The 23616-nt window shown below is 62.4% G+C and carries 17 protein-coding genes; all 17 read left to right on the top strand.

Going from position 1 to position 23616, the window contains the following annotated elements; translation table 11 throughout:
* Positions 1–102 precede the first annotated feature (102 nt).
* Positions 103–2790: a pyruvate dehydrogenase (acetyl-transferring), homodimeric type gene (gene aceE, locus ABIA40_RS22400; protein ID WP_404543279.1), complete on the top strand. Its 2688-nt coding sequence runs from the start codon at positions 103–105 to the stop codon at positions 2788–2790.
* A 23-nt stretch (positions 2791–2813) separates the two neighbouring features.
* Positions 2814–4379 carry a dihydrolipoyllysine-residue acetyltransferase gene (locus tag ABIA40_RS22395; protein ID WP_404543278.1) on the top strand — a complete coding sequence of 522 codons (1566 nt, stop codon included), beginning with the start codon at positions 2814–2816 and terminating at the stop codon, positions 4377–4379.
* Between the two features lie 16 nt (positions 4380–4395).
* Entirely contained in the window at positions 4396–6135 is a 1740-nt protein-coding gene (gene lpdA, locus ABIA40_RS22390; RefSeq protein ID WP_404546316.1) for a dihydrolipoyl dehydrogenase, read from the top strand.
* 54 nt (positions 6136–6189) lie between these two features.
* Positions 6190–7164: a TAXI family TRAP transporter solute-binding subunit gene (locus ABIA40_RS22385; RefSeq protein WP_128262163.1), complete on the top strand. Its 975-nt coding sequence runs from the start codon at positions 6190–6192 to the stop codon at positions 7162–7164.
* Between the two features lie 26 nt (positions 7165–7190).
* Complete coding sequence (locus ABIA40_RS22380) at positions 7191–8561, top strand: dicarboxylate/amino acid:cation symporter (protein WP_276476822.1); 1371 nt, start codon at positions 7191–7193, stop codon at positions 8559–8561.
* A 48-nt stretch (positions 8562–8609) separates the two neighbouring features.
* Positions 8610–9782 (top strand): acetyl-CoA C-acetyltransferase, encoded by a 1173-nt coding sequence (locus ABIA40_RS22375; RefSeq protein ID WP_404543277.1) that lies wholly within the window; start codon positions 8610–8612, stop codon positions 9780–9782.
* A gap of 112 nt (positions 9783–9894) precedes the next feature.
* The gene (gene phbB, locus ABIA40_RS22370; RefSeq protein ID WP_404543276.1) at positions 9895–10620 is read left to right on the top strand and encodes an acetoacetyl-CoA reductase; all 726 of its coding nucleotides are present in this window, start codon (positions 9895–9897) and stop codon (positions 10618–10620) included.
* A 54-nt stretch (positions 10621–10674) separates the two neighbouring features.
* Positions 10675–11022 carry an acyl-CoA thioesterase gene (locus ABIA40_RS22365; RefSeq protein WP_404543274.1) on the top strand — a complete coding sequence of 116 codons (348 nt, stop codon included), beginning with the start codon at positions 10675–10677 and terminating at the stop codon, positions 11020–11022.
* A gap of 21 nt (positions 11023–11043) precedes the next feature.
* Positions 11044–11469: a TIGR01841 family phasin gene (phaP, locus tag ABIA40_RS22360; protein ID WP_404543273.1), complete on the top strand. Its 426-nt coding sequence runs from the start codon at positions 11044–11046 to the stop codon at positions 11467–11469.
* Positions 11470–11535: 66 nt separating this feature from the next.
* Positions 11536–13812 (top strand): NADP-dependent malic enzyme, encoded by a 2277-nt coding sequence (locus ABIA40_RS22355; RefSeq protein WP_404543272.1) that lies wholly within the window; start codon positions 11536–11538, stop codon positions 13810–13812.
* Positions 13813–13863: 51 nt separating this feature from the next.
* Positions 13864–15186, top strand: coding sequence for an NAD(P)/FAD-dependent oxidoreductase (locus tag ABIA40_RS22350; protein ID WP_404543271.1), 1323 nt, complete (start codon positions 13864–13866; stop codon positions 15184–15186).
* Positions 15187–15226: 40 nt separating this feature from the next.
* On the top strand, positions 15227–16618 hold the full coding sequence (locus tag ABIA40_RS22345; RefSeq protein ID WP_404546314.1) for a cytochrome ubiquinol oxidase subunit I: 1392 nt from the start codon (positions 15227–15229) through the stop codon (positions 16616–16618).
* Positions 16619–16623: 5 nt separating this feature from the next.
* Complete coding sequence (locus ABIA40_RS22340; protein WP_404546313.1) at positions 16624–17619, top strand: cytochrome d ubiquinol oxidase subunit II; 996 nt, start codon at positions 16624–16626, stop codon at positions 17617–17619.
* 49 nt (positions 17620–17668) lie between these two features.
* Positions 17669–19507, top strand: a complete 1839-nt coding sequence (locus ABIA40_RS22335; RefSeq protein WP_404543270.1) for an ATP-binding protein — start codon at positions 17669–17671, stop codon at positions 19505–19507.
* Positions 19497–20873: a sigma-54-dependent transcriptional regulator gene (locus ABIA40_RS22330; RefSeq protein ID WP_404543268.1), complete on the top strand. Its 1377-nt coding sequence runs from the start codon at positions 19497–19499 to the stop codon at positions 20871–20873. The genes ABIA40_RS22335 and ABIA40_RS22330 overlap by 11 nt, the downstream gene beginning before the upstream one ends.
* A 103-nt stretch (positions 20874–20976) precedes the next feature.
* A complete protein-coding gene (locus ABIA40_RS22325; protein WP_404543266.1) occupies positions 20977–22695 on the top strand; it encodes a PHA/PHB synthase family protein in 1719 nt (572 codons plus the stop codon).
* Positions 22696–22977: 282 nt separating this feature from the next.
* On the top strand, positions 22978–23415 hold the full coding sequence (locus tag ABIA40_RS22320) for a hypothetical protein (RefSeq protein ID WP_271542116.1): 438 nt from the start codon (positions 22978–22980) through the stop codon (positions 23413–23415).
* Positions 23416–23616 lie beyond the last annotated feature (201 nt).

Here is a 23616-nt window from a genome sequence, read left to right as displayed (position 1 = left end):
ACGGGCGATATCGCCTGCGTGGCATTGCACGCTGCCGCCTCGAAGCGGCGGCGCAATGAACGATGACGCCTGACTTCTGCTTGGCATGCAAGGGAGAGAGTAATGACGGTCGCGGACGCGCACGATCTGGATCCGCAGGAAACCTGGGAGTGGCTGGATGCGCTGTCGGCGATCCGTGGTCACCGCGGCAGTGGACGCGCCGAATTCGTCGTCAACGCAGTCATTGCTGCCGCGCGTGGCAGCGGTCTCGCCATCCAACAGACGTTGACGACGCCCTATTGCAACACGATTCCGCTGGATCAACAGCCAGCGCTGCCGGGCGACCGCGCCATCGAGCACAAGCTTCGTTCGCTTATTCGATGGAACGCTCTCGCCATTGTGCTGCGCGCCAACAAGGAGAGCTCGGAGCTCGGCGGTCACATCGCGAGCTTCCAGTCCGCCGCCACGCTCTACGATATCGGCTTCGGCCATTTCTGGCACGCGCCGACGGAGAAGCACGGAGGCGATCTGATCTTCGTGCAAGGCCATTGTTCGCCCGGCATCTATGCTCGCGCCTTTCTCGAGGGCCGATTGAGCGAGGAACAGCTGCTCGGCTTCAGGCAGGAGACCGGCGGCAAGGGCCTGTCGAGCTATCCGCATCCATGGTTGATGCCGGATTTCTGGCAGTTTCCGACCGTGTCGATGGGGCTGGGGCCGCTGATGGCGATCTATCAAGCCCGGTTCCTGAAATACCTCGAGAACCACAAACTGGCCGAGACTTCCAACCGCAAGGTCTGGGCCTTCATGGGCGACGGCGAGACTGACGAGCCGGAGTCGCTCGGCGCGATCTCCCTCGCCGGTCGCGAGAACCTCGACAATCTCATCTTCGTCATCAACTGCAACCTGCAGCGGCTCGATGGGCCCGTGCGCGGCAACGGCAAGATCGTCCAGGAGCTCGAAAGCGTTTTTCGCGGCGCCGGCTGGAACGTCATCAAGGTGCTGTGGGGATCGGGCTGGGATCGGCTGCTCGCGAACGACAAGAGCGGGTTGCTGCTGAAGCGCATGGAGGAATGCGTCGACGGCGAGTACCAGGATTTCAAGAGCAAGAGCGGCGCCTATATCCGCGAACACTTCTTCGGCAAGTACGAGGAGCTGAAGCAACTCGTCGCCGACATGAGCGACGACGACATCTGGAAACTCGCGCGCGGCGGTCACGATCCGGAAAAGGTGTTCGCCGCCTATACCGCGGCCGTGAACCACAAGGGACAGCCGACGGTCATTCTGCCCAAGACGGTCAAGGGCTACGGCATGGGCGAGTCCGGCGAAGGCCAGATGATCGCGCATCAGGCCAAGAAGATGACGCAGGATGCGTTGCGTGGCTTCCGTGACCGCTTCCAGGTGCCGGTTAGCGACGATGACCTGGCCAAGGTACCGTTCATCCGCCCCGCGGAAGACAGTCCGGAGATGAAGTATCTGCTCGCTCAGCGAGAAAGGCTCGGCGGCAGCCTGCCGCAGCGCCGGCGCAAATCCGTGCCCTTGCCGATCCCGCCCTTGTCGACGTTCCAGCGGCTGCTCGACGCCACCGGCGAGCGCGAGATCTCCACCACAATGGCTTTCGTGCAGATGCTGGGCACGCTGGTGCGCGACAAGGCGATCGGCAAACACATCGTGCCGATCGTGCCCGATGAATCCCGGACCTTCGGCATGGAGGGCATGTTCCGCCAGCTCGGCATCTATTCGTCGGTCGGTCAGCTCTACCGTCCCCAGGACGCCGACCAGCTGATGTACTACCGCGAGGACAAGACCGGGCAGGTTCTGCAGGAGGGCATCAACGAAGGCGGCGCGATGTCGAGCTGGATCGTCGCGGCGACGTCCTACTCGACGAACAACGTGCCGATGATTCCGTTCTACATCTACTATTCAATGTTCGGCCTCCAGCGCGTCGGCGACCTCGCCTGGCTCGCCGGCGACATGCGCGCGCGGGGATTTTTGCTCGGGGGCACCGCCGGACGCACCACCCTCAATGGCGAAGGCTTGCAGCACGAGGACGGCCATAGCCACGTGCTTGCCGGCACCATTCCGAACTGCATCTCCTACGATCCGACCTTCGCCTATGAGGTCGTGACCATCGTGCGCGAGGGCATGCGCCGCATGTACGAAGCGCAGGAGGACGTGTACTACTACATCACGCTGATGAACGAGAACTATCCGCATCCCTCGCTCGCCGAAGCCGGCAAGGGAGCAGAAGAGGGAATTCTCAAGGGGCTCTATCACCTCAAGAACGGCGGCGAGACGGCGAAGAATGGACTTCGTGTCCAGCTCGTCGGCTCGGGCACGATCCTGCGGGAGGTGATCGCGGCCGCCGATCTGCTCAAGGCGGACTTCGGCGTCACGGCGGATGTCTGGAGCGCGACGAGCTTCAACGAGCTGCGCCGCGACGGCATGGCCGCGGAGCGGTGGAATTTACTGCACCCGACCGAGCCGCGCCGCAAGAGCTGGGTCGAAGCGCAGCTGGAAACGCATCCCGGCCCCGTCGTGGCGTCGACGGATTACATGCGCAACTACCCCGACCAGATCCGCGAATATGTACAGGCGGCCGGGCGCCGCTACGTCGTGCTCGGCACCGATGGTTTTGGCCGCAGCGACTATCGCGTCAAGCTGCGCAAGTTCTTCGAGGTCGACCGGCACTACGTCGCCGTCGCCGCGCTCAAGGCGCTGACCGACGAAGGCACGATCAAGCCATCCGTCGTCGCGGAAGCCATCGCCAGGTACCAAATCGATGTCGGGCGCGCTGCGCCGTGGACCGTGTGAGACAGCGAGCCGAGGGCAGAGCGATGAGTGGTCTGATCGACATCAAGGTTCCCGACATCGGCGACTTCAAGGACGTGCCGGTGATCGAGATCTTCGTCAAGCCAGGAGACAAGGTAAAGGCCGAAGATCCGTTGGTTGCGCTGGAATCCGACAAAGCGACCATGGAGGTGCCGTCGCCGCGTGAAGGCGTCGTGAAGTCGGTTGTCGTCAAGGTCGGCGACAAGGTGAGCGAAGGCACGGTGATCGTGCAATTCGTAGGCGCGGGCGCCGAGCAGGCCGAGGCGCGGCCGGTCGTCAGCGCTCCGCCGTCGCCGGTCAGTGCGCCGGCTGGCGTCGCAGAGGTGCGCGTCCCCGATATCGGCGACTTCAAGGACGTTCCGGTCATCGAGATCTTCGTAAAGCCCGGCGACAGCGTGAAGGCAGAGGATCCGCTAATTGCGCTCGAGTCCGACAAGGCGACGATGGAAGTGCCGGCCCCGCTCTCGGGTACCGTGCGCGAGATCAAGCTGAAGATCGGCGACAAGGTCAGCGAGGGCGCGGTCATCCTCGTGCTCGCGACCGGCGAGGGGGCGCCGGCCGCGCCGGCAGCTGCTGCGCCGACACCTGCGTCGGCGGCACCTGCCGCGGCCGCCGCGGCGCAGTCCGGTGCGGCGGACGAGAAGGCCTTTGCGCTCGCCTATGCAGGCCCCGCAGTGCGCAAGCTGTCGCGAGAACTCGGCGTCGATCTCGGCAAGGTCAAGGGAACAGGCAATCACGGCCGCGTTCAGCGCGAAGACGTCGAGGCCTTCGCCAGAGGCGGCGCTGCGCCCGCCAAGCCGCAGGCCGCGGCCGCAGGCGGAAGCGGCGTGGGCGGCATCGATCTGTTGCCTTGGCCCAAGATCGATTTTGCGAAGTTCGGCCCGGTCGAACGGAAGGAGCTCGGCCGCATCAAGAAGATTTCAGCGGCCAATCTGCATCGCAACTGGGTCGTCATCCCGCACGTCACCACCCATGACGAGGCCGACATCACCGAGCTCGAACAGTTCCGGGTGAAGATGAACAAGGAGCTGGAGAAGAGCGGCGTCAAGCTTTCGCTGCTGCCGTTCATGGTGAAGGCGGCCGTCGCGGCGCTGAAGAAGTTTCCGGAATTCAATGCCAGCCTCGACGGCGACACGCTCGTCTACAAGAACTACTGGCACATCGGGTTTGCCGCGGACACGCCGAACGGCCTGATGGTCCCTGTCATCCGCGATGCCGACAAGAAGTCGATACCGGACATTGCCAACGAGATGAACGCGCTCGCCAAGCTGGCGCGCGAGGGCAAGATCAAGCCGGACCAGATGCAGGGCGGTACCTTCTCGATCTCCTCGCTCGGCGGCATCGGCGGCATCTATTTCACGCCGATCATCAACGCGCCCGAGGTCGCGATCATGGGCGTTTGCAAGGGCTACTGGAAGCAGCATTCGGCGGACGGCAAGACCTGGACGTCTCGCCTGACCTTGCCGCTGTCGCTGTCCTGGGACCACCGCGTCATCGACGGTGCGGCGGCCGCGCGTTTCAATGTCTACTTCGCCAATGTGCTCGCCGATCTTCGGCGCGTGTTGTTCTGAGCTTGGGGAGCGCAGTATGGCTCAGATCGAAGTCAAGGTTCCTGACATCGGCGACTTCAAGGACGTCGCCGTCATCGAGGTGATGGTGAAGGCCTGCGAAACAGTCGCGGTCGACACCAGCCTCATCATGGTCGAGTCCGACAAGGCATCGATGGAGATCCCGTCCTCGCACGCCGGCATCGTCAAGGAAGTGAAGGTCAAGGTTGGCGACAAGGTTAGCGAGGGATCTGTCATCCTCATGCTGGAGACGACGGGAGCCGCGGCAGCAGCCGCGCCCGCACCGGCATTGCCGTCGGCCGCCGCGACGCCACCCGTTGCGCCCGTCGCCGCGTCCCATTCCAGCAAGCCGGACCTCGAATGCGACATGCTGGTGCTGGGTGCCGGTCCTGGCGGCTATTCGGCCGCTTTCCGCGCCGCCGATCTCGGCATGAAGACCGTGCTGGTCGAGCGTTACGACACGCTCGGCGGCGTCTGTCTCAACGTCGGCTGCATCCCGAGCAAGGCGCTGCTGCACACGGCGTCCGTGATCGACGAGGTCAAGCATCTCCCGGACCATGGCGTCAGCTTTGGCGCGCCGCAGGTCGATCTCGACAAGCTGCGCGCATTCAAGGACGACGTCATCAAGAAGCTGACCGGCGGCTTGGCCGGCATGGCAAAGGCCCGCAAGGTCGAGGTGGTGACCGGCGTCGGCGCCTTCCTCGATCCGCATCATCTCGAAGTCGTCTCGGCGACCGGCAAGAAGACAGTCAAATTCGCCAAGGCCATCATCGCCGCGGGCAGCCAGGCCGTGAAGCTGCCCTTCCTCCCCGAAGATCCGCGAATCGTCGATTCAACCGGCGCATTGCTTCTCAAATCGATCCCCAAGCGCATGCTGGTGATCGGCGGCGGCATCATCGGGCTCGAGATGGCGACGGTCTATTCGACGCTGGGCGCGCGCATCGACGTCGTCGAAATGCTCGACGGGCTGATGCAGGGCGCCGACCGTGACCTGGTCAAGGTTTGGGAGAAGATGAACGCCCGCCGCTTCGACAAGGTGATGCTGAAGACCAAGACCGTGGGCGCAAAAGCAACCGAAGCCGGCATCGAAGTGCGCTTCGAGGGCGAGCAGGCGCCTGCTGGGCCGCAACTCTATGACCTCGTTCTGGTGGCGGTCGGCCGGAGCCCGAACGGCAAGAATATCGGCGCCGAGAAGGCTGGTATCGCAGTGACCGATCGTGGCTTCATCGATGTCGACCGCCAGATGCGGACCAACGTGGCGCACATCCATGCGATCGGAGACATCGTGGGACAGCCGATGCTCGCCCACAAGGCGGTGCATGAAGGCCATGTCGCCGCGGAGGTCGCGCACGGCGAGAAGTCGTATTTCGACGCGCGGCAGATTCCGTCCGTCGCCTACACCGATCCCGAAGTCGCCTGGGCCGGCAAGACGGAAGAGCAGTGCAAGGCCGAGGGCATCAAGTTCGGCAAGTCGGTGTTTCCCTGGGCGGCATCCGGTCGCGCTATCGCCAACGGCCGCGACGAGGGGTTTACGAAGCTTCTGTTCGATACAGCGACTCACCGTGTCATCGGCGGCGGAATCGTCGGAACGCACGCAGGCGATCTCATCAGCGAAATCTGCCTTGCCGTCGAGATGGGGTGCGAGCCGGTCGATATCGGCAAGACCATTCATCCGCATCCCACGCTCGGCGAGTCAATCGGCATGGCTGCAGAGGTTTTCGAAGGCCACTGCACCGATCTGCCGCCACAGAAGAAGTAGTAGTGATGCAAGCGTCGTACGGGCAATGCGAGGGCTGAGGTGAAGGAGACTGTCATGGTTTCAAGAGCGTGGCGAGTTCTTGTCCTTCTAGCCTTTGTTCTGCTTCCGCCCAGGTTGGCGTCGGCGGCGGAGGCGCATTGGCCCCAGGTGCTCACGCTCGGCACCGCGTCGGAAGGCGGCACTTATTACGCCTATGGCGAAGGGCTGGCGCGATTGCTCTCGCGAGAGCTCGGCATCGCGGTGGTTGCGCGATCAACTGGCGGCCCGGTTGAGAATATCAAGCTGCTTGAGACCGGTGAAATTCAATTGGCCTTCGTCACACATGGATTGGCGTTGCAAGCCTGGAACGCCAGTGCTGCCTGGACCGATGGGCGGCAGTACCGAAACATGCGCGCGATGTTCGCAATGTACGATACGCCGTTCCAGTTTCAAGTTCTCGGTGACTCGCCGATTCAATCGTTTGCCGAGTTCGCCGGCAAACGCATCGGCGTCGGGCCCGAAGGCGGCACCACCGCTGCCTACCTTCCCGAGTTCCTGAAGGCGCTTAAGATCGAGGCCACCCTCGTCCACGGCGATTGGTCGGAGCTTGCGGAGAAGTCGTTGGCGCGAGGCATCGATGCGCTCGTGGTTGCCGCCGGCGTACCGGTACCGATGTTTATCGATATCGAGCGAAAGGCGAAGGTGCGCTACCTGCCTCTCACGCGGCAGGAGATCGCAATGCTGCGCCTGACGATGCCGGAGCTCTCCGCATCCGTTGTCGCCGCGGGCTCGTATCCTACCTTGCGGCGCCGTTACGATACGGTCGGTCTGTTCAATTTTGCCGTGGCTCACAGGGCTCTTCCGGACGATCTGGTTACGGCCATCGTCGACACCGTGTTCGCCAATAACGAGCGGATGATCGAGTTTCATCCGGCGGCGGCGGAAACCATTCCCTCGAACATCACGCGCAATAATTTCATTCCGCTGCATGGCGGTGCGGTCAGTTGGTACCGCAGCAAGGTTACGCCTGGCGTTGCGCATTCGGACTGAGAAAAAAGCTTAGGGAGCAATGGAACATGGCAACGACGGCAGCAATGACGGATGGTCACCATTCCGCAAAGTGGTACCAGCACCTCTACGTGCAGGTTCTGGCCGCAATCACATGCGGCATACTACTGGGCCATTTTTATCCTCATCTCGGCGAGCAGATGAAGCCGCTCGGCGATGCGTTCATCAAGTGCATCAAGATGATCATTGCGCCGATCATCTTCTTCACGGTCGTGCATGGTATTGCCAGCATGCGCGATATGAAGAAGGTCGGACGTGTGGGCTTGAAAGCACTGATCTATTTCGAAGTTCTGACGACGGCGGCGCTGATCATCGGGCTTATCGTCATCAATCTGTGGAAGCCCGGCACAGGCATGAACGTCGACCTGTCGACCGTCGATACCAAATCGATCGCGGCCTTCACGGCGAAAGCGAAGGAGCAGGGCACGGTCCAGTTTCTGATGGACATTATCCCCTCGACGGTCGTCGGTGCCTTTGCCAATGGGGAAATTCTGCAAGTGTTGTTCTTTGCGATCCTGTTTGCTTTCGGCTTGCAAGCGCTCGGTCAGCACGGTGAGGGCGTGCTGCGGCTGATCGATGTCGTAAGCCACGTGTTCTTCAAGATCGTGGGTTACATCATGAAAGTCGCGCCGATCGGAGCGTTCGGCGCAATGGCGTTCACGATCGGCAAGTACGGCGTGGCGACGCTGGTCTCGTTGGCAAACTTCATGCTGGCGTTCTACGTAACATGCTTGCTGTTCATCTTTGTCGTGCTCGGTGCTGTTGCGGCCCTTAGCGGTTTCTCAATCTTCAAGTTCATCCGATATATCAAGGAAGAGCTTCTGATCGTGCTCGGCACGTCGTCGTCGGAATCGGTGCTGCCGCGCATGATCGCCAAGACCGAAAACCTTGGCTGCGAAAAGTCGGTCGTCGGCTTGGTCATTCCGACCGGTTACTCGTTCAATCTCGACGGCACTTGTATTTACCTGACGATGGCCGCGATCTTCCTGGCGCAAGCGACCAATACACCCCTGACGATCTGGCAAGAGCTCGGCATCATTGGCGTTCTGCTCCTTACGTCCAAAGGCGCCGCTGGCGTCACGGGATCCGGCTTCATCGTTCTGGCCGCGACACTTGCCTCCGTGGGGACGATCCCGGTCGCGAGCATCGCCTTGATCCTTGGCATCGACCGCTTCATGTCCGAAGCGCGGGCGCTTACCAACCTCATTGGAAACGGCGTTGCGACAGTCGTCGTCGCCAAATGGGAAGGGGCGTTGGATGAAAAAATGCTCCATCGACGCCTGAACGAGGAGAGCGATCGCGAAGCTGATGACCCGGAGTCCGTGAAGATTGCGGATGATGAGATCGAAGCAGGCGTTCCCCGGCCGGTCGTCGCTTGACCGTGAAGACGGCAGAGGGTGATGCGAAGGTCAAACGAGGAGTTGATCATGACTGAAGTAGTGATTGTTTCCGCCGCGCGAACGCCGGTTGGTTCCTTCAACGGAGCGTTCGGCTCGCTGACCGCCCATGAGCTCGGGGCGGTCGCGATCAAGGGCGCTCTCGAGCGCGCCAAAATCGCACCTGAAGAGGTCGACGAGGTCATTCTCGGGCAGGTGCTCGCCGGGGGCGAGGGGCAGAATCCGGCGCGGCAGGCTGCGATGGCAGCCGGCATTCCGCAGGAGAAGACGGCCTGGGGCATGAACCAGCTCTGCGGCTCAGGCCTGCGCTCGGTCGCGATCGGCCTGCAGCAGATCGCCAACGGCGACGCCAAGGTCATCGTTGCCGGCGGCATGGAGTCCATGTCGATGGCGCCGCACCTGTCGCACCTGCGCAACGGCACCAAGATGGGCGACGTGAAGTTCGTCGACTCCATGCTGAAGGATGGTCTGATGGATGCTTTCCACGGCTATCACATGGGCGTCACTGCCGAGAACATCGCCGCCAAGTGGCAGATCACCCGGGAAGAACAGGACGCGTTCGCGACCGCCTCGCAGAACAAGGCCGAGGATGCGCAGAAGGCCGGTCGGTTCAGGGACGAGATCGTTCCTCTCACCGTCAAGACGAGAAAGGGTGACGTCGTCGTCGACGAGGACGAATACATCCGTGCCGGCACCACGCTGGAAGCACTTGCCAAGCTGAAGCCCGCCTTCAACAAGGAAGGCAGCGTGACCGCCGGCAACGCCTCCGGCATCAACGACGGCGCGGCCGCCCTGGTGTTGATGACCGCGGATGACGCCAGGAACCGCGGTCTCGCCCCGCTCGCAAAGATCGTGTCGTGGGCCACCGCAGGCGTCGATCCCGCCCTGATGGGATCGGGGCCGATTCCTGCTTCCCGGAAAGCGCTCGAGAAGGCCGGTTGGAAAGTCAGGGATCTCGACCTGGTCGAGGCCAATGAAGCTTTTGCGGCGCAGGCGATCGCCGTCAACAAGGACATGGGTTGGGATCCGTCGATCGTGAACGTCAACGGCGGCGCGATCGCCATCGGTCATCCGATCGGCGCCTCCGGTGCGCGTGTGCTGACGACGCTGCTGTTCGAGATGCAGAAGCGCAACGCCAGGAAGGGCCTTGCCACGCTGTGCATCGGCGGCGGCATGGGCGTCGCCCTGACCGTCGAACGTTAGGCCGGGCTTGAGGGGCAAATGTGGCGCGGACGGCAGTCGCCGTCCGCAAGGGACGAGGGCTCGCGAGAGTCGAGGGACCAAAAGACGAAGACGAACCAATCAGGAGAGGAACATGTCCAGGGTTGCAGTGGTGAGCGGCGGAACGCGCGGCATAGGTGAAGCAATCTCGGTTGCACTCAAGGCGGCCGGCTACAAGGTGGCGGCAAGCTATGCAGGCAATGACGAGGCCGCCGCCAAATTCAAGAGCGAAACCGGCATCAACGTCTACAAATGGGACGTGTCGAGTTATGAGGCCTGCGCCGCCGGCCTGAAACAGGTTGAAGCGGATCTCGGACCGGTGGAGGTGCTGGTCAACAACGCCGGGATCACCAAGGATGGCATGTTCCACAAGATGACGCCGGAGCAATGGTACGCCGTCATCAACACCAACCTAAACTCGCTGTTCAACATGACGCGGCCGGTCTGGGAGGGCATGCGCGAGCGCAAGTTCGGCCGCGTAATCTGCATCTCTTCGATCAACGGCCAGAAGGGGCAGATGGGGCAGGTCAACTACTCCGCCGCCAAGGCGGGGGACATCGGCTTCGTCAAGGCATTGGCGCAGGAAGGCGCGCGCGCCGGCATCACCGTCAATACGATCTGCCCCGGCTATATCGCCACCGAGATGGTCAAGGCCATCAACCCGGAGGTGGTGGCCAAGAACATCCTGCCGCAAATCCCGGTCGGGCGCCTGGGCGAGCCGCATGAGATCGCGCGCGCGGTCGTGTTTCTGGCGTCCGATGACGCCGGTTTCATCACCGGCTCGACGATTTCGGCGAATGGCGGCCAGCACATGGCGTGAGCGACCGCGATGCCGATGCATCCACGAGGGGACCTCACGACGCGAACGCTCGCCATGCCGGCGGATGCAAATCCGAGCGGCGATATCTTCGGCGGCTGGGTGCTCTCGCAGATGGATATCGCGGGCGGCATCCATGCCGGACAGCGCGCGCAGGGCCGCGTCGCCACGGTGGCGATCGAGGCGATGCATTTCATAAAGCCGGTCCATGTCGGGGATGTCCTGTGCGTCTACGCATCGCCCGAGCGTATCGGGCGCACGTCGCTGGCGGTCCGCTTGGAAGCCTGGGCGCTGCGCAAGCGCCTGGGTGAGCGTGTGAAGGTGACGGAGGGAATCTTCACCTTCGTAGCGCTGGATGCCGAGGGACGACCTGCGCCGATCCCGCCCGCTCGAGCTGAGCAGTAACGACCAATGAAGGAGAGGGAAATGTCCGACAGCAAACCGAAGGATGGCTCCACCGACTGGACCCTCCCGGAGCTCGATCTCACCAAGCTCATCGAATCCTGCCAGATCAGTGGCGTCGATATGAAGGCGCTGCTCGAGACGGAGAAGAAGAACGTCGATGCCCTGATCGAGGTCAACCGCTCGGCCTATGAGAGCTGGCGAAACCTGATGGCGCGACAGGCAGAGGTTTTCCGGGAAACGATGACGGCGATCGCCGCCGAGGCGGGCAACGAGGCGGTGGCGGGAAGGCGCGCCGAGCTCGCCCGACAGGGATTCGAGACGGCGCTCGCCAACATGCGTCAACTCGCCGAGACCGCGACCGAGCAACAGAAGCAGACGGTCGAGATATTGCGGCGGCGTTTCGAAGAGGGAATAGCTGCAATGCGGGCGCGTGGCGGAAGCACCTGAGCTCGACAGTCGAAAAGGCAACAGGGGCGTATCGCCCATCGAACAAGCGTAAGAACGGGGAATAGGATGGACCAGGATCTGAGGGAAGCTGCGCTCGAGTATCATCGCTTGCCGAGGCCGGGGAAGATCTCCGTCGTGCCGACCACGGCGATGGCGACGCAACGCGATCTGTCGCTGGCCTATTCACCTGGCGTGGCGGAGCCCTGTCTTGTCATCGCCAAAGACCCTTTGCAGGCGGATCAGCTGACCGCCCGCAGCAACCTGGTGGCCGTTGTCACCAACGGCACCGCTGTGCTTGGACTCGGCAATATCGGCGCTCTGGCAGGCAAGCCCGTCATGGAAGGCAAGGCGTGCCTATTCAAGAAGTTCGCCGGCATCGATGTCTTCGACATCGAGCTCGCCGAGGAGAATCCGGACGCTTTGATCGACACCATCGCCAGGATGGAGCCGACCTTCGGCGGCATCAACCTGGAGGACATCAAGGCGCCGGAATGCTTCTATATCGAGCAGCAGCTCCGCAAACGCATGAAGATTCCGGTCTTTCACGATGACCAGCACGGCACCGCGATCATCGCCGCGGCGGCCATCCTCAACGGACTGAAGCTGGTCAAGAAGGATATCGCCGACGTCAAGCTGGTGTGCTCCGGCGCCGGGGCCGCCGCGCTGGCGTGTCTCGATCTCATCGTCAGCCTCGGCCTGCCGCAGAACCGGATCATCGTCACGGACGCGAAGGGCGTCGTCTATGCCGGTCGCACGGAGGGCATGGACGACAACAAGGCGCGCTACGCGGTGAGAACCGAGGCGCGAAAGCTCGACAACATCATCCAGGACGCCGATGTCTTTCTCGGCCTGTCGGCAGGCAAGGTGCTGACGCAGGACATGGTGAAGCGGATGGCGCGGGATCCGCTGATCTTTGCTATGGCCAACCCGATTCCGGAAATCATGCCGGAAGATGCACTGGCGGTTCGTCCGGATGCGATCATCGGCACGGGACGGTCGGACTATCCCAACCAAATCAACAACGTTCTCTGTTTTCCGTTCATCTTCAGGGGCGCGCTCGACTGCGGAGCGACGACGATCAACGAGGAGATGAAGCTCGCGACGGTGCGCGCGCTGGCGGATCTGGCCATGGCCGAAGTGCCCGAGGTGGTCGCTGTGGCCTACAAGGGAGAGGAACTTCGCTTTGGCCGCAACTATCTCATTCCAAAGCCGCTCGACCCGCGGCTGATCGAGGTCGTAGCGCCCGCAGTTGCCAAGGCTGCGGCGGACAGTGGCGTCGCCCGGCGTCCGATCGCGGACATGGAGGCCTATCGCCAGCAGCTGAGCCGGTTCGTCTATCATTCCGGCAACGCGATGCAGCCGGTGTTCTCGGTGGCGAAAGGAAGCGGCAAGTCGCTGCTTCTGGCCGAGGGCGAAGACGAGCGCGTGTTGCGCGCCGCACAGGTGGTCGTCGACGAGCGGATCGCAAAGCCGTTGCTGGTCGGTCGGCCATCGATCATCGAGGAGCGGATCAAGTCATTCGGTCTTCGTCTCAGGCCAGGCAGCGACTGCGACATCATCGATCCGCACGATTCCGAAGTCTATTCTCAATGTGCGGATGTCTACCACGGGCGCAGGAAGCGTGACGGTGTGTCAGCTGCGTTGGCGCTTTCGGAGACCCGCAGCAACGCCACCGTGCTCGCCTCGATCCTGCTCGAAAGGGGGCTCGGCGATGCGATGCTGTGCGGGGTCATCGGCAGGACGTCCGACCATCTGGCCGCGATCCGCACCGTGATCGGCACGCGCGACGGCCTGCGCACGCTCGCCGTGATGCAGATGCTCATCCTGCAGCAGCATCAGCTGTTCATCTGCGATACCCACTGCAATCTCAACCCGACCGCCGAACAGGTTGCCGACATCGCGCTGATGGCCGCGGCGGAGGTGAGCCGATTTGGCATTACCCCCCGGGTGGCGTTGCTGTCGCATTCCAGCTTCGGAAGTTCCGCAGTCCCTGACGCGCACAAGATGCGCGAGGCGCGGGCGATCATTCTGCAGCGGTCGCCTGATCTCGCGGTCGAAGGCGAGATGCGCGGCGACGCTGCGCTGTCGCCATCGGTGCTGCGCCACGAGTTTCCGGATTCCGGTTTCGAGGGTCCGGCGAACGTGCTGGTGATGCCGAATCTCGACGCCGCCAACATCTCCTACAATTTGCTCAGGATGGCGGCGGGGCAGGGACTGACGGTGGGCGGCATCCTGCTCGGCGCGGCGAAGCCGGCGCACATTCTCACTCCATCGTCCACCGTTCGGCGGATCGTGAATATGGCGGCGGTCGCGGTGGCGGATGCGGTGTCGGACCGGGCGTGACCAGGAGGACGTGCTGGGGCGGAGTGTGAGGCGCGACTGGTCGAGGCCATCATGGGTAAGCCGCAATGGGGAATTCCCCGGATTGTGATTGTCGGAGGTGGAGCCGGCGGATTGGAGCTTGCGACCCGCCTTGGCGACAGATTCGGACGCAAGGGCAAGCTTGACGTCACGTTGATCGAACGAAACCGTACCCATGTGTGGAAGCCGAAGCTGCATGAGATCGCCGCCGGCAGCATGGATATCTCGACCCACGAGGTCGACTATCTCGCGCAGTCCTATTGGCACGGCTTCCGCTATCGCATCGGAGAGATGATCGGGATCGACCGGGACAAGCGCCAGGTGCTGGTCGCGCCCTATCTCGATTCCGAAGGCCGGGAGGTCACTCCGAAACGGCTGTTCGACTATGACGTCCTTGTCGTCGCGGTTGGAAGCCAGAACAACGATTTTGGCACGCCCGGTGTCGCCGATCATGCGATCAAGCTGGAATCGCAGTTCGATGCGAAGCGGTTCCACGAGCGCATGGTCAACGCCTGCATCCGCGCCCATGCTCAATCAGCGCCGTTGGGAGCGCACCAGTTGAAGGTCGCGATCATCGGTGCGGGGGCCACCGGTGTCGAGCTGGCGGCGGAACTCCACAGGACGACGCGCGAGGTGGTGGCATATGGCCTCGACCAGGTCGACCCGCAAAAAGACATCAGGATCACCTTGATCGAAGCCGCCGATCGGGTGCTTCCCGCGCTGCCCGAACGGGTCTCGAAGGAGACGGAGAAGCTGCTCGCCAGGCTCGGGGTCAATGTGCTGACCGCTGCCAAAGTCTCCGAGGTTGGTTCCGACCGCGTGAGCCTGACAGACGGCCGGACGATCCCCGCCGAACTGATCGTCTGGGCGGCCGGGGTCAAGGCGCCCGACTTCCTGAAGGATATCGCCGGCCTCGAGACCAATCGCATCAATCAGCTGGTGGTCCGGCCGACATTGCAGACGACGCGCGACGACGGCATTTTTGCCATCGGCGATTGCTCTGCCTGCTCATGGGGCGAGCGCGGCAACGTCCCGCCGCGCGCGCAGGCGGCGCATCAGCAGGCGTCCCACCTCTACTCGCAGATCCCGCGTCATCTTCGGGGCGAGCCGCTGAAGGATTATCGCTATCGCGATTTCGGCTCACTGGTATCGCTCGGTGAGTTCAGCACGGTAGGATCGATGATGGGCGCACTCGTCGGCGGCAGCCTCGTGTTCGAAGGCATGTTCGCGCGGATGATGTACCTGTCGCTCTACAAGATGCACGAACACGCGCTGCACGGTTGGGTCAAGGTAGCGCTCGACACGCTGGCCCGGCTGATCACCCGGCGCACCGAGCCGCATGTGAAGCTGCATTGACGATGGCCACGCAGGGTTGCGTGGAGCTGGAGGAATGTTGATGGACGCCGTGTTCCTTGCGCGGATGCAGTTCGCCGCCAACATCACGTTCCATATTCTGTTCCCATCGATTTCGATCGCGCTGGGCTGGGTGCTGCTGTTCTTCAGGTTCAAGCACCTGCGCGCGGCCGATCCGCAGCATAAGCTCGAGTGGCTTCGCGCTTACCGTCAATGGACGAAGGTGTTCGCCCTGACGTTCGCGCTTGGCGTCGTCAGCGGCGTCACGATGAGCTTCCAGTTCGGTACCAACTGGCCTGGTTACATGGAGCGCGTCGGCAACATCGCCGGCCCGCTGCTCGGTTATGAGGTGCTGACCGCCTTTTTCCTGGAAGCGGGCTTTCTGGGCGTCATGCTGTTCGGCCATCGCCGTGTCGGCGAGATGGTTCACCTGGGAGCGACGGTCCTCGTCGCCTTCGGCACGTTGATGAGCGCCTTCTGGATTCTCGCGCTCAATTCATGGATGCAGACGCCTGCCGGATACGAGATCGTGGGAGGTCAGTTTCACGCGCGCAATTGGTTGGAGATCGTCTTCAATCCATCCTTCCCGTATCGCTTGGTCCATATGATCCTCGCGTCCGCGCTGACCTGTGCGTTCCTGCTGATGGGAGTCAGCGCCTGGCAGCTCCTGAAAGGCGTTGCCATGGACACTGCGCCGCGCGTGTTGCGGACCGGGCTCATCCTGGCCGCGCTGGCCGCGCCCGCACAGATGGTGGCGGGGGACTTCCACGGGCTCAATACACTGAAGCATCAACCGCAAAAGATCGCTGCGGTCGAGGGCATTTGGGAAACCACGCGCGGCGCGCCGCTCCTGCTGTTCGCCATCCCGGATGACGCGGCGAGAATGAACCATTTCGAGCTGGCGGTGCCGAAGCTCGCCAGCCTGATTCTGCGGCACGATCCAGACGGGGAGCTCAAGGGGCTGAACGAGTTTCCCTCGGCTCATCCGCCGGTCCTGCCGGTGTTCTGGTCGTTTCGGATCATGGTGGGCACCGGCATCCTGATGCTTCTCGTCAGCTGGGTCGGGCTGTGGTGGCATTGGCGCGACGGCTGGGATTTTGCCAAAATGCCGCGACCGATGCTCGGGATATTCGCGGTCATGACCTTTGCGGGCTGGGTGGCGACCATTGCCGGATGGTACGTCACGGAAATCGGCCGCCAGCCCTTCATCGTGTCCGGTCTGGTTCGAACCGCTGAGGTCGCATCGCGGGTGCCTGCGTCGAGCATCGCGGTGACCTTCTCCGTTTATGTCGCGCTCTACCTGGCGCTGCTCGCGGCCTATATCGGCGTGCTCAAATACCTGGCCGAGACCGCCGATAAGAAGCCGTACGCAAGTGCGTCGACCGCCGCGCCGGGGGAACCAAAGCCGTATCAGCGCGAGGGAGAATTCGCGTGACCTCGATGTCATTCGACGAACTGCTGCCGCTGATCTTCATCGGGCTCATGGGCGTGTCGCTGCTCGTCTACGTCGTGAGCGACGGATACGATCTCGGCGTCGGCATGCTGATGCACCGGGCGACGCCCGAGGAGCGGGATACGATGGTCGCGTCGATCGGTCCGTTCTGGGACGCCAACGAGACTTGGCTCGTGCTTGGCGTTGGTCTTCTCCTGATTGCCTTCCCCAAGGCGCACGGGCTGGTGCTGTCGGAACTGTACCTGCCGACCACGCTCATGCTGGTCGGCCTGATCTTGCGCGGCGCAGCCTTCGATTTCAGGGTCAAGGCGAAGGCGAGCCGCAAGGGAATGTGGGACCGTCTGTTCATTGCCGGCTCGATGCTTGCGTCGGTCTGTCAGGGCTGGATGCTCGGCCGCTATGTCAGCGGCTTTGGAGAGGGGTGGAACTATCCGATCTTCGCGGGCGCCATCGCCGTCGCGCTGCCAATGGCCTACGCGTTGCTCGGCGCCACTTGGCTCGTGATGAAGACGGATGGCCCGCTGCAGGACAAGGCGATCGAGTGGAGCAAGATTGCTTGGCCGCCGATGGTCATCGGCCTGATTCTGATTTCGATGGCAACGCCCTGGATCAGCGAAACGGTCCGCATACGGTGGTTTACCTTGCCGGCAATCATCGCCGTCGTGTCGATTCCGATGACGGCAGGAATCGCGCTGGTGACCGTGCGTGCGCTGCTTGGCTCCCCCGCCGTGCGCGGCTCCCTCTGCTGGCTACCGTTTGCTTTGCTCGTGCTGGTCTTCCTCCTGAGCTTTCTCGGCCTCAGCTACAGCATCTACCCCTTCGTGGTGATCGACAGGCTCACGGTATGGGAGGCTGCCAGCAGCCCGGATTCGCTCAAGATCATCCTGATCGGCGTGTGCCTCACGCTGCCCGTCATCGTCGCTTATACCGGATTTTCCTATCGCGTATTCCGGGGCAAGACCATAGAGTTGGACTATGCGTGAGCCATCCATTGCCATGGCCGGCGCTCCTCGGTTTGTTCTGGTTCACAAGATGACGGAGCTTTCATTCCCGGTGAAGGTCAAGAGCGGGTATGAAGCCGGTTCGACCGCATCCAGCTCGATGCGCTGGCTTGTTCGCGGAATAGCTGCTCTTGCCTTGGTCGCAGCGACGTTGGGGCTCGGCTATGCCCTGGCGTTCCAACGGGGACTCGACCGTCTGCACGTTGCCGCTCAGCAGCGGCTTGCGGTCGAGGCGGCCAGGCTCGATGGTTATCTCTCCAGATTTGATTATCTGCCGTCGCTGCTGGAGACATCGCCGAGCGTATTCAAGCTGCTCGTTGCTCCCGCCGATCCCGCGCTGCAGCAATCGGTCAGCCTGTACCTGAAGTCTATCAATCTGCTTGCTGGGGCCGACAATCTCTACGTCCTGAGCGTCTCGGGCGAAGCCTTGGCTGCCGGCGACTTCGATGATCCCGGCACACCCGTCGGCCGGAACCTGTCATATCGCCCTTATGTGAGCGAAGCCCTCGAACGTGGCCGGGGCGCGTTTTTCGGTGTCGGCATCACCAGTGCACGGGCCGGCTATTACCTCTCCTACGCCCTCAAGGAGGGCGGGGCCACCAAGGGGATCGCCGTCGTCAAGATCAATCTGGATTCGTTCGAGCGCGGGTGGCGCGACCTTCCCGGCGACGCACTTCTCCTCGACGAGCGGGGTGTGACGATCCTCGCCTCGCGCGAGGCGTGGCGCTATCGCCCGATCGCGCCGCTGTCGCGCGAAATGCTCGACGATATTGCGCGCTCCAAGCCTTACGCAGACCACAATCTGACGCCGCTCGGATGGACCGTCATCGCTCGGTCCGAAAGCGGTGCCGCACGCATCGCTACCGGGAATGGAGCGGCCTACACGGCCAGCGAGCTTCCGATCAATCGGGGACTCTGGAAGCTCGTCCTCCTCGATGACGAGGCGCCGGTCCGGCAGACCGCGCTGATCTTTGGCGCGCTCTCGGGTGTTGCCTCGGTCGCTGCCTTGCTGGCGCTTGGTCTCGTGCTGCAACGCCGCAGGGAGATCAGGCAAAGGCTGGCTAATCAGGCTGCATTGCAGGCGGCGCACGACATGCTCGAGGTCAGGGTGCAGGAACGAACCGCCGAGTTGCGTGCGGCGCAGGACGAATTGGTGCATGCCGGCAAGCTCGCTGCTCTCGGGCAGATGTCCGCCGGCATCGTGCATGAGCTGAACCAGCCCTTGGCTGCGCTGCAGACCGCGGCCGACAATGCCATCCTGCTGGTCGATCGCGGGTCGGTCGCTGATGCGCGCGGCAATCTCACCCGGATCGGCGAATTGGTAAGCAGGCTCGGGCGCCTGACTGGCCAGCTCCGGGTTTTCGCCTACAGGTCGAGCAGCCCCCTTGGTGCGGTCTCGGTCGAACAGGCCGTGAGCGAGACGCTCAAGATAGTCGCGGCTCGCGTCAAGGAGGGGGGTGTCAGCGTCGTTACGGATATCGAGGCCGACCTCAGCGTCCTTGCCGACCAGACGCGGCTCGAGCAATTGTTTTGTAACATCGTGGCGAATGCGCTCGATGCCGTCGAGGGCGTCGAACGAAAGTCGATCGTCATCCGGGCAACGAGGGAAGAGGGGCACCCGGCGCGCTGTCGGATCGCCATCAGCAACACCGGCCGCCCGATCGCCCCCGACGTTCTCAGGCGCATGTTCGAGCCGTTCGTGACGACCAAGCCTGCGGGCAAGGGCCTCGGCCTTGGCTTGATGCTGTCGAACCACATCGCGCGCTCGTTCGGCGGCGAATTGCACGGGCGAAATCTTCCTGATGGCGCCGAATTTGTCGTGATCCTTCCATTGGCCGAGGTGACGGAGGCGGCTTCGCATGGCCGATGACCAACCCATTGGTGTGATCTACGTCGAGGACGACGAGGATGTCCGCATCGGGGGCGTTCAGGCGCTCGAGCTTGCGGGGTTCTCGGTCTCGGGTTTCGCCTCGGTCGAGACCGCCAACGCAAGCGTGCGCGCCGACATGCCCTTTGTCGTGGTCTGCGACGTGCGGCTGCGCGGCAAAAGCGGCCTTGATTGGCAAGCCGATCTGCGCAGGCTTGATCCGGATCTGCCTGTAATCCTGGTCACCGGGCACGGTGATATCTCGATGGCTGTGCAGGCGATGCGGAACGGTGCCTACGACTTCATCGAGAAGCCGTGTTCGTCGGAGCAACTCGTTGCCGTGGTGCGCAGGGCGGCTGAAAAGAGACGCCTGACCCTGGAGGTTCGCTCGCTGCGGTCAGCGCTATCCGACCGCCGGGGGATCGAGGCGAGCCTGCTCGGCCGGTCTCCGCAGATCCAGGAAGTGCGAAGGCTAGTGTCCACCCTGGCCTCGACCAATGTCGACGTCACGATCTATGGCGAGACCGGCACCGGCAAGGACGTGGTCGCGCGCTGCCTGCATAATCACAGCGCGCGGCGCAACGGCAACTACGTCGCCGTCAACTGCGGCGGCCTGCCCGAGTCGCTCGTCGAGAGCGAACTGTTCGGCCACGAAGTGGGAGCCTTCACCGGAGCCACCCGCCAGCGCATCGGCAAGATCGAGTACGCCAACGGCGGAACGCTGTTCCTCGACGAGATCGAGAGCATGCCGCTGAGCGTCCAGGTGAAGTTGCTCCGCTCATTGCAGGACCGGTCGATCGAGCGCGTCGGAACCAACAAGCCGATCTCCGTGGACTGCCGGGTCGTCGCAGCGAGCAAGACGAATTTGCTCGATCTGAGCGAAAAGAAGCTGTTCCGAGCCGATCTCTACTATCGGCTCGGCGTCGCATTCATCGAACTGCCGCCGCTTCGAGAGCGGCGTGAAGACATTCCACTGTTGTTCGAGCATTTCACGCTGGACGCCGCCAGGCGGTTCGAGCGTGATGCGCCGATTCTGGATGAGCAGACGATGTCCGCCCTGCTGGCTTATTCCTGGCCCGGCAACGTACGCGAGCTTCGCAATGTCGCCGATCGTTTCGTACTGGGCGTGCTCGACGGCAAGGCGATCAACAAATCAGGGTTTGGCACCTCGGATCTGTCGCTGCCACGACAGCTCGAAAACATCGAGCGATCGATCATCGAGGACGCGCTGCGGCGCAAACAGGGCGACGTGCAGGCAACGGCAACGCTCTTGGGCATCCCCAAGCAGACCTTGTACGACAAGATCAAGCGCCTCGCCGTGAACGTCGACGGCATCCGTGAAGGTTCGGTCGTTCGCTCCAGGACTTGAGGTTTCGGAGCGGCGGTGCCTAGGGGCGGGAAGCGGAAAACGGCGCCGGATAGAAGCGACCCAATGTCGAATACATCAATCTGGTTGCAGAGTGAGGAAATCAATGGATCGGCCGTTCAATATGCCTGATGAGTTCGTGGACGCGTTCGCGAAGGCGGGTGCGAGCCTTTGGCGATCGCTGGGGTGGCCGACGATTGATGAACACGACGGCGCGATGATCAACCCGTCCCTGGCTTCTTCGGGACGCATCGCCGAGCTGCAGGTTGAATATCTCAAGGGCCTGTACCAACTCTCGGAGCACCTCGTCGCGTCGGCGGCGGACGGAAAGGGAAATGGAGGCATCCAACCAGCGCGCGGCGACCGCAGGTTCAGCGGCACGGATTGGCGGGAGAATTCGCTCTACAGCCTGCTGAAGCAATCCTACCTGCTGAATTCGCGCTACTGCACCGACTTGGTCGAAGCCCTCGATATGGAAGAAAAGGAAAAGCACCGGCTGCGCTTCTTCACGCGCCAGCTGATCGAAGCGATGAGCCCGACCAATTGCATCGCCACCAATCCCGAGGTGATCAAGCGTGCAGCCGATACCGATGGTCAGAGCCTCATGACTGGCCTGGACAATCTGGTGGCGGATCTTGGTAAGGGCAATTTGACGATCACGGACGAGACCGCGTTCGAGGTCGGAAAGGACGTGGCGACGTCCAAAGGCGCGGTCGTGTTCGAGAACGAGCTGTTTCAGCTCATTCAATACGAGCCGGCAACCGAGCAGGTGGCCGCACGTCCCCTTTTGATCGTGCCGCCTTGCATCAACAAGTTCTATATTCTGGACCTCCAGCCAGCCAATTCCTTCGTCCGGTTTGCGGTCGAACACGGTCTGACGGTCTTCATGGTGTCATGGCGCAATCCAGACGCTTCTTGCGGGCATTTCGGCTGGGACGATTACGTTGAGCATGGCGCCATGCGCGCCATCGAGATCACCCAGTCGATCTCGGGGAGCGACAAAATCAATGTCGTCGGCTGGTGCGTCGGAGGAACCATCCTGTCCTCGGCACTCGCGGTCATGCGGACGCAGGGCGATGAGTCGGCCGCCAGCGTGACGTTGTTGACCACCATGCTCGATTTCCGCGAGCCCGGCGATCTCGGTGTCTTCGTGGATGAAGAGAGCGTGCGACAGCGCGAACTGACGATCGGCAATGGTGGCATCTACCGCGGCGCGGAGCTAGGATTCGTCTTCCAGACATTACGCTCGAAAGAACTGATATGGCCGAATGTGATCAATCACTACCTGAAGGGAAAGCCGGCCGAGCGCTTCGATCTCCTGTTCTGGAACGCGGACGTCACCGACCTGCCCGGGCCGATGTACTGCTGGTACATCCGCAACATGTATTTGGAGAACAATCTCCGTGTGCCCGGCAAGTTGACGATGTGCGGCACGCCAGTCGATTTGGGAAGGGTCGATTTGCCTGCCTACGTCCTGGCGACCGTCGAGGACCATATCGTGCCATGGCGATCGGCCTACCGGACGACGGGCCTCTTCAAGGGCGACACACGTTTCGTCCTCGGTGCGAGCGGGCACATTGCCGGCGTGATCAATCCGGCATCGAAGAACAAGCGGAGCTACTGGGTTTCAGACGAGCGCTGCGATGATCCTGCTGCATGGCTGGCGGGTGCGGACGAGAAGCCGGGCAGCTGGTGGAACGATTGGATCGCTTGGCTCGAACCGCGGTCGGGAGAGCAACTGCCGGCCCGCACCCAACTCGGGAACAACCTCTATCCCCCAGGCGAACCAGCCCCGGGCCGATACGTCAAGGCGAAAGCGGACTGAAGATCTGCCGGTCTGCCGGTCTGCCGGGCTCGGCGAGGGAGAATGCCGTTCTGCCAGGTTCTTTCGGAGATGAGCCGCCGGATGAGATATCCTGGGCTTTGTTGGTGTGGGGAAAAGCGGTAGCGCTCCCCCGCTACCAATCCAGCTAAACAGCTGATGTTTTTTCAGAGTATCGCGTGCACTCGGCTCGATGCTAGCGGATTGCGTTATGCTGGTCCTATAGCTGGCGCGCGGCGTCGCGCGCGCTGCATTGATCGGCAATTGGGCGCAGAGCGATAGGAAATGTCCGACCAGCTTGAACTCGTAGTGCTTCATCGGAGCGGTTGCGGAAGCCCCGCGAAGAAGGAGCGGTACACGTTCGATTTTGTCGTCAATGGCCAATCTCTCTTTGCCGTCACCGGTGCCTCCAGCTTTGATTTGTCCGGTTGTCTTTCAGTCCCTCAACGAGAGCCCGAGCTTGCCGTTCGCCTCAACGACAGACTTGCGCGACTTCTGACGTCGGCCGTTTCGGTCGGTGAGAGTAACCGCGTAGCTCTGTATGTTTGTCCGGAATGCGGAGACCTTGGCTGCGGAGCTATCACGGCACGTGTGTCGCGAAGCGACGACGTCGTGCGTTGGTCCGACTTTGCGTACGAAAACGGAGATGACAGCGAAACCAAGCTGTCGAAGATCGGCCCCTTTGCGTTCGAATGGACGTCCTACGTAACTGAAATCGAATGAGCTTGCGCTGGCTGACGGGTCTGTAGGATGGGTAGAGCACTTGCGAAACCATCGTGTTCCACGGCGGGCGGTATCGATGGGTTTCGCTTTCGCTCTACCCATCCTACCCTGTTTCGCCACCCGTCAACTCTTTCCCACAAAAATATTCCCCTTTACCGAAATTCGGAAATATCGTACACCTCCGCCCATCCCGGCTTCATC

Source organism: Bradyrhizobium sp. USDA 223 (genome assembly GCF_044909005.1).
Classification (GTDB): domain Bacteria; phylum Pseudomonadota; class Alphaproteobacteria; order Rhizobiales; family Xanthobacteraceae; genus Bradyrhizobium; species Bradyrhizobium yuanmingense.
This window is presented reverse-complemented; position numbering and strand designations above follow the sequence as displayed.

Excerpts from the sequence above, each read along its gene's own strand:
- ABIA40_RS22395 (WP_404543278.1), top strand. The coding sequence starts at position 2,814 with ATGAGTGGTCTGATCGACATCAAGGTTCCCGACATCGGCGACTTCAAG.
- ABIA40_RS22365 (WP_404543274.1), top strand. The coding sequence starts at position 10,675 with ATGCCGGCGGATGCAAATCCGAGCGGCGATATCTTCGGCGGCTGGGTG.
- ABIA40_RS22340 (WP_404546313.1), top strand. The coding sequence starts at position 16,624 with ATGTCATTCGACGAACTGCTGCCGCTGATCTTCATCGGGCTCATGGGC.
- lpdA (WP_404546316.1), top strand. The coding sequence starts at position 4,396 with ATGGCTCAGATCGAAGTCAAGGTTCCTGACATCGGCGACTTCAAGGAC.
- ABIA40_RS22335 (WP_404543270.1), top strand. The coding sequence starts at position 17,669 with ATGACGGAGCTTTCATTCCCGGTGAAGGTCAAGAGCGGGTATGAAGCC.
- ABIA40_RS22325 (WP_404543266.1), top strand. The coding sequence starts at position 20,977 with ATGGATCGGCCGTTCAATATGCCTGATGAGTTCGTGGACGCGTTCGCG.
- ABIA40_RS22345 (WP_404546314.1), top strand. The coding sequence starts at position 15,227 with ATGGACGCCGTGTTCCTTGCGCGGATGCAGTTCGCCGCCAACATCACG.
- ABIA40_RS22350 (WP_404543271.1), top strand. The coding sequence starts at position 13,864 with ATGGGTAAGCCGCAATGGGGAATTCCCCGGATTGTGATTGTCGGAGGT.
- aceE (WP_404543279.1), top strand. The coding sequence starts at position 103 with ATGACGGTCGCGGACGCGCACGATCTGGATCCGCAGGAAACCTGGGAG.
- ABIA40_RS22355 (WP_404543272.1), top strand. The coding sequence starts at position 11,536 with ATGGACCAGGATCTGAGGGAAGCTGCGCTCGAGTATCATCGCTTGCCG.
- ABIA40_RS22375 (WP_404543277.1), top strand. The coding sequence starts at position 8,610 with ATGACTGAAGTAGTGATTGTTTCCGCCGCGCGAACGCCGGTTGGTTCC.
- ABIA40_RS22330 (WP_404543268.1), top strand. The coding sequence starts at position 19,497 with ATGGCCGATGACCAACCCATTGGTGTGATCTACGTCGAGGACGACGAG.
- phbB (WP_404543276.1), top strand. The coding sequence starts at position 9,895 with ATGTCCAGGGTTGCAGTGGTGAGCGGCGGAACGCGCGGCATAGGTGAA.
- phaP (WP_404543273.1), top strand. The coding sequence starts at position 11,044 with ATGTCCGACAGCAAACCGAAGGATGGCTCCACCGACTGGACCCTCCCG.
- ABIA40_RS22385 (WP_128262163.1), top strand. The coding sequence starts at position 6,190 with ATGGTTTCAAGAGCGTGGCGAGTTCTTGTCCTTCTAGCCTTTGTTCTG.
- ABIA40_RS22320 (WP_271542116.1), top strand. The coding sequence starts at position 22,978 with ATGTCCGACCAGCTTGAACTCGTAGTGCTTCATCGGAGCGGTTGCGGA.
- ABIA40_RS22380 (WP_276476822.1), top strand. The coding sequence starts at position 7,191 with ATGGCAACGACGGCAGCAATGACGGATGGTCACCATTCCGCAAAGTGG.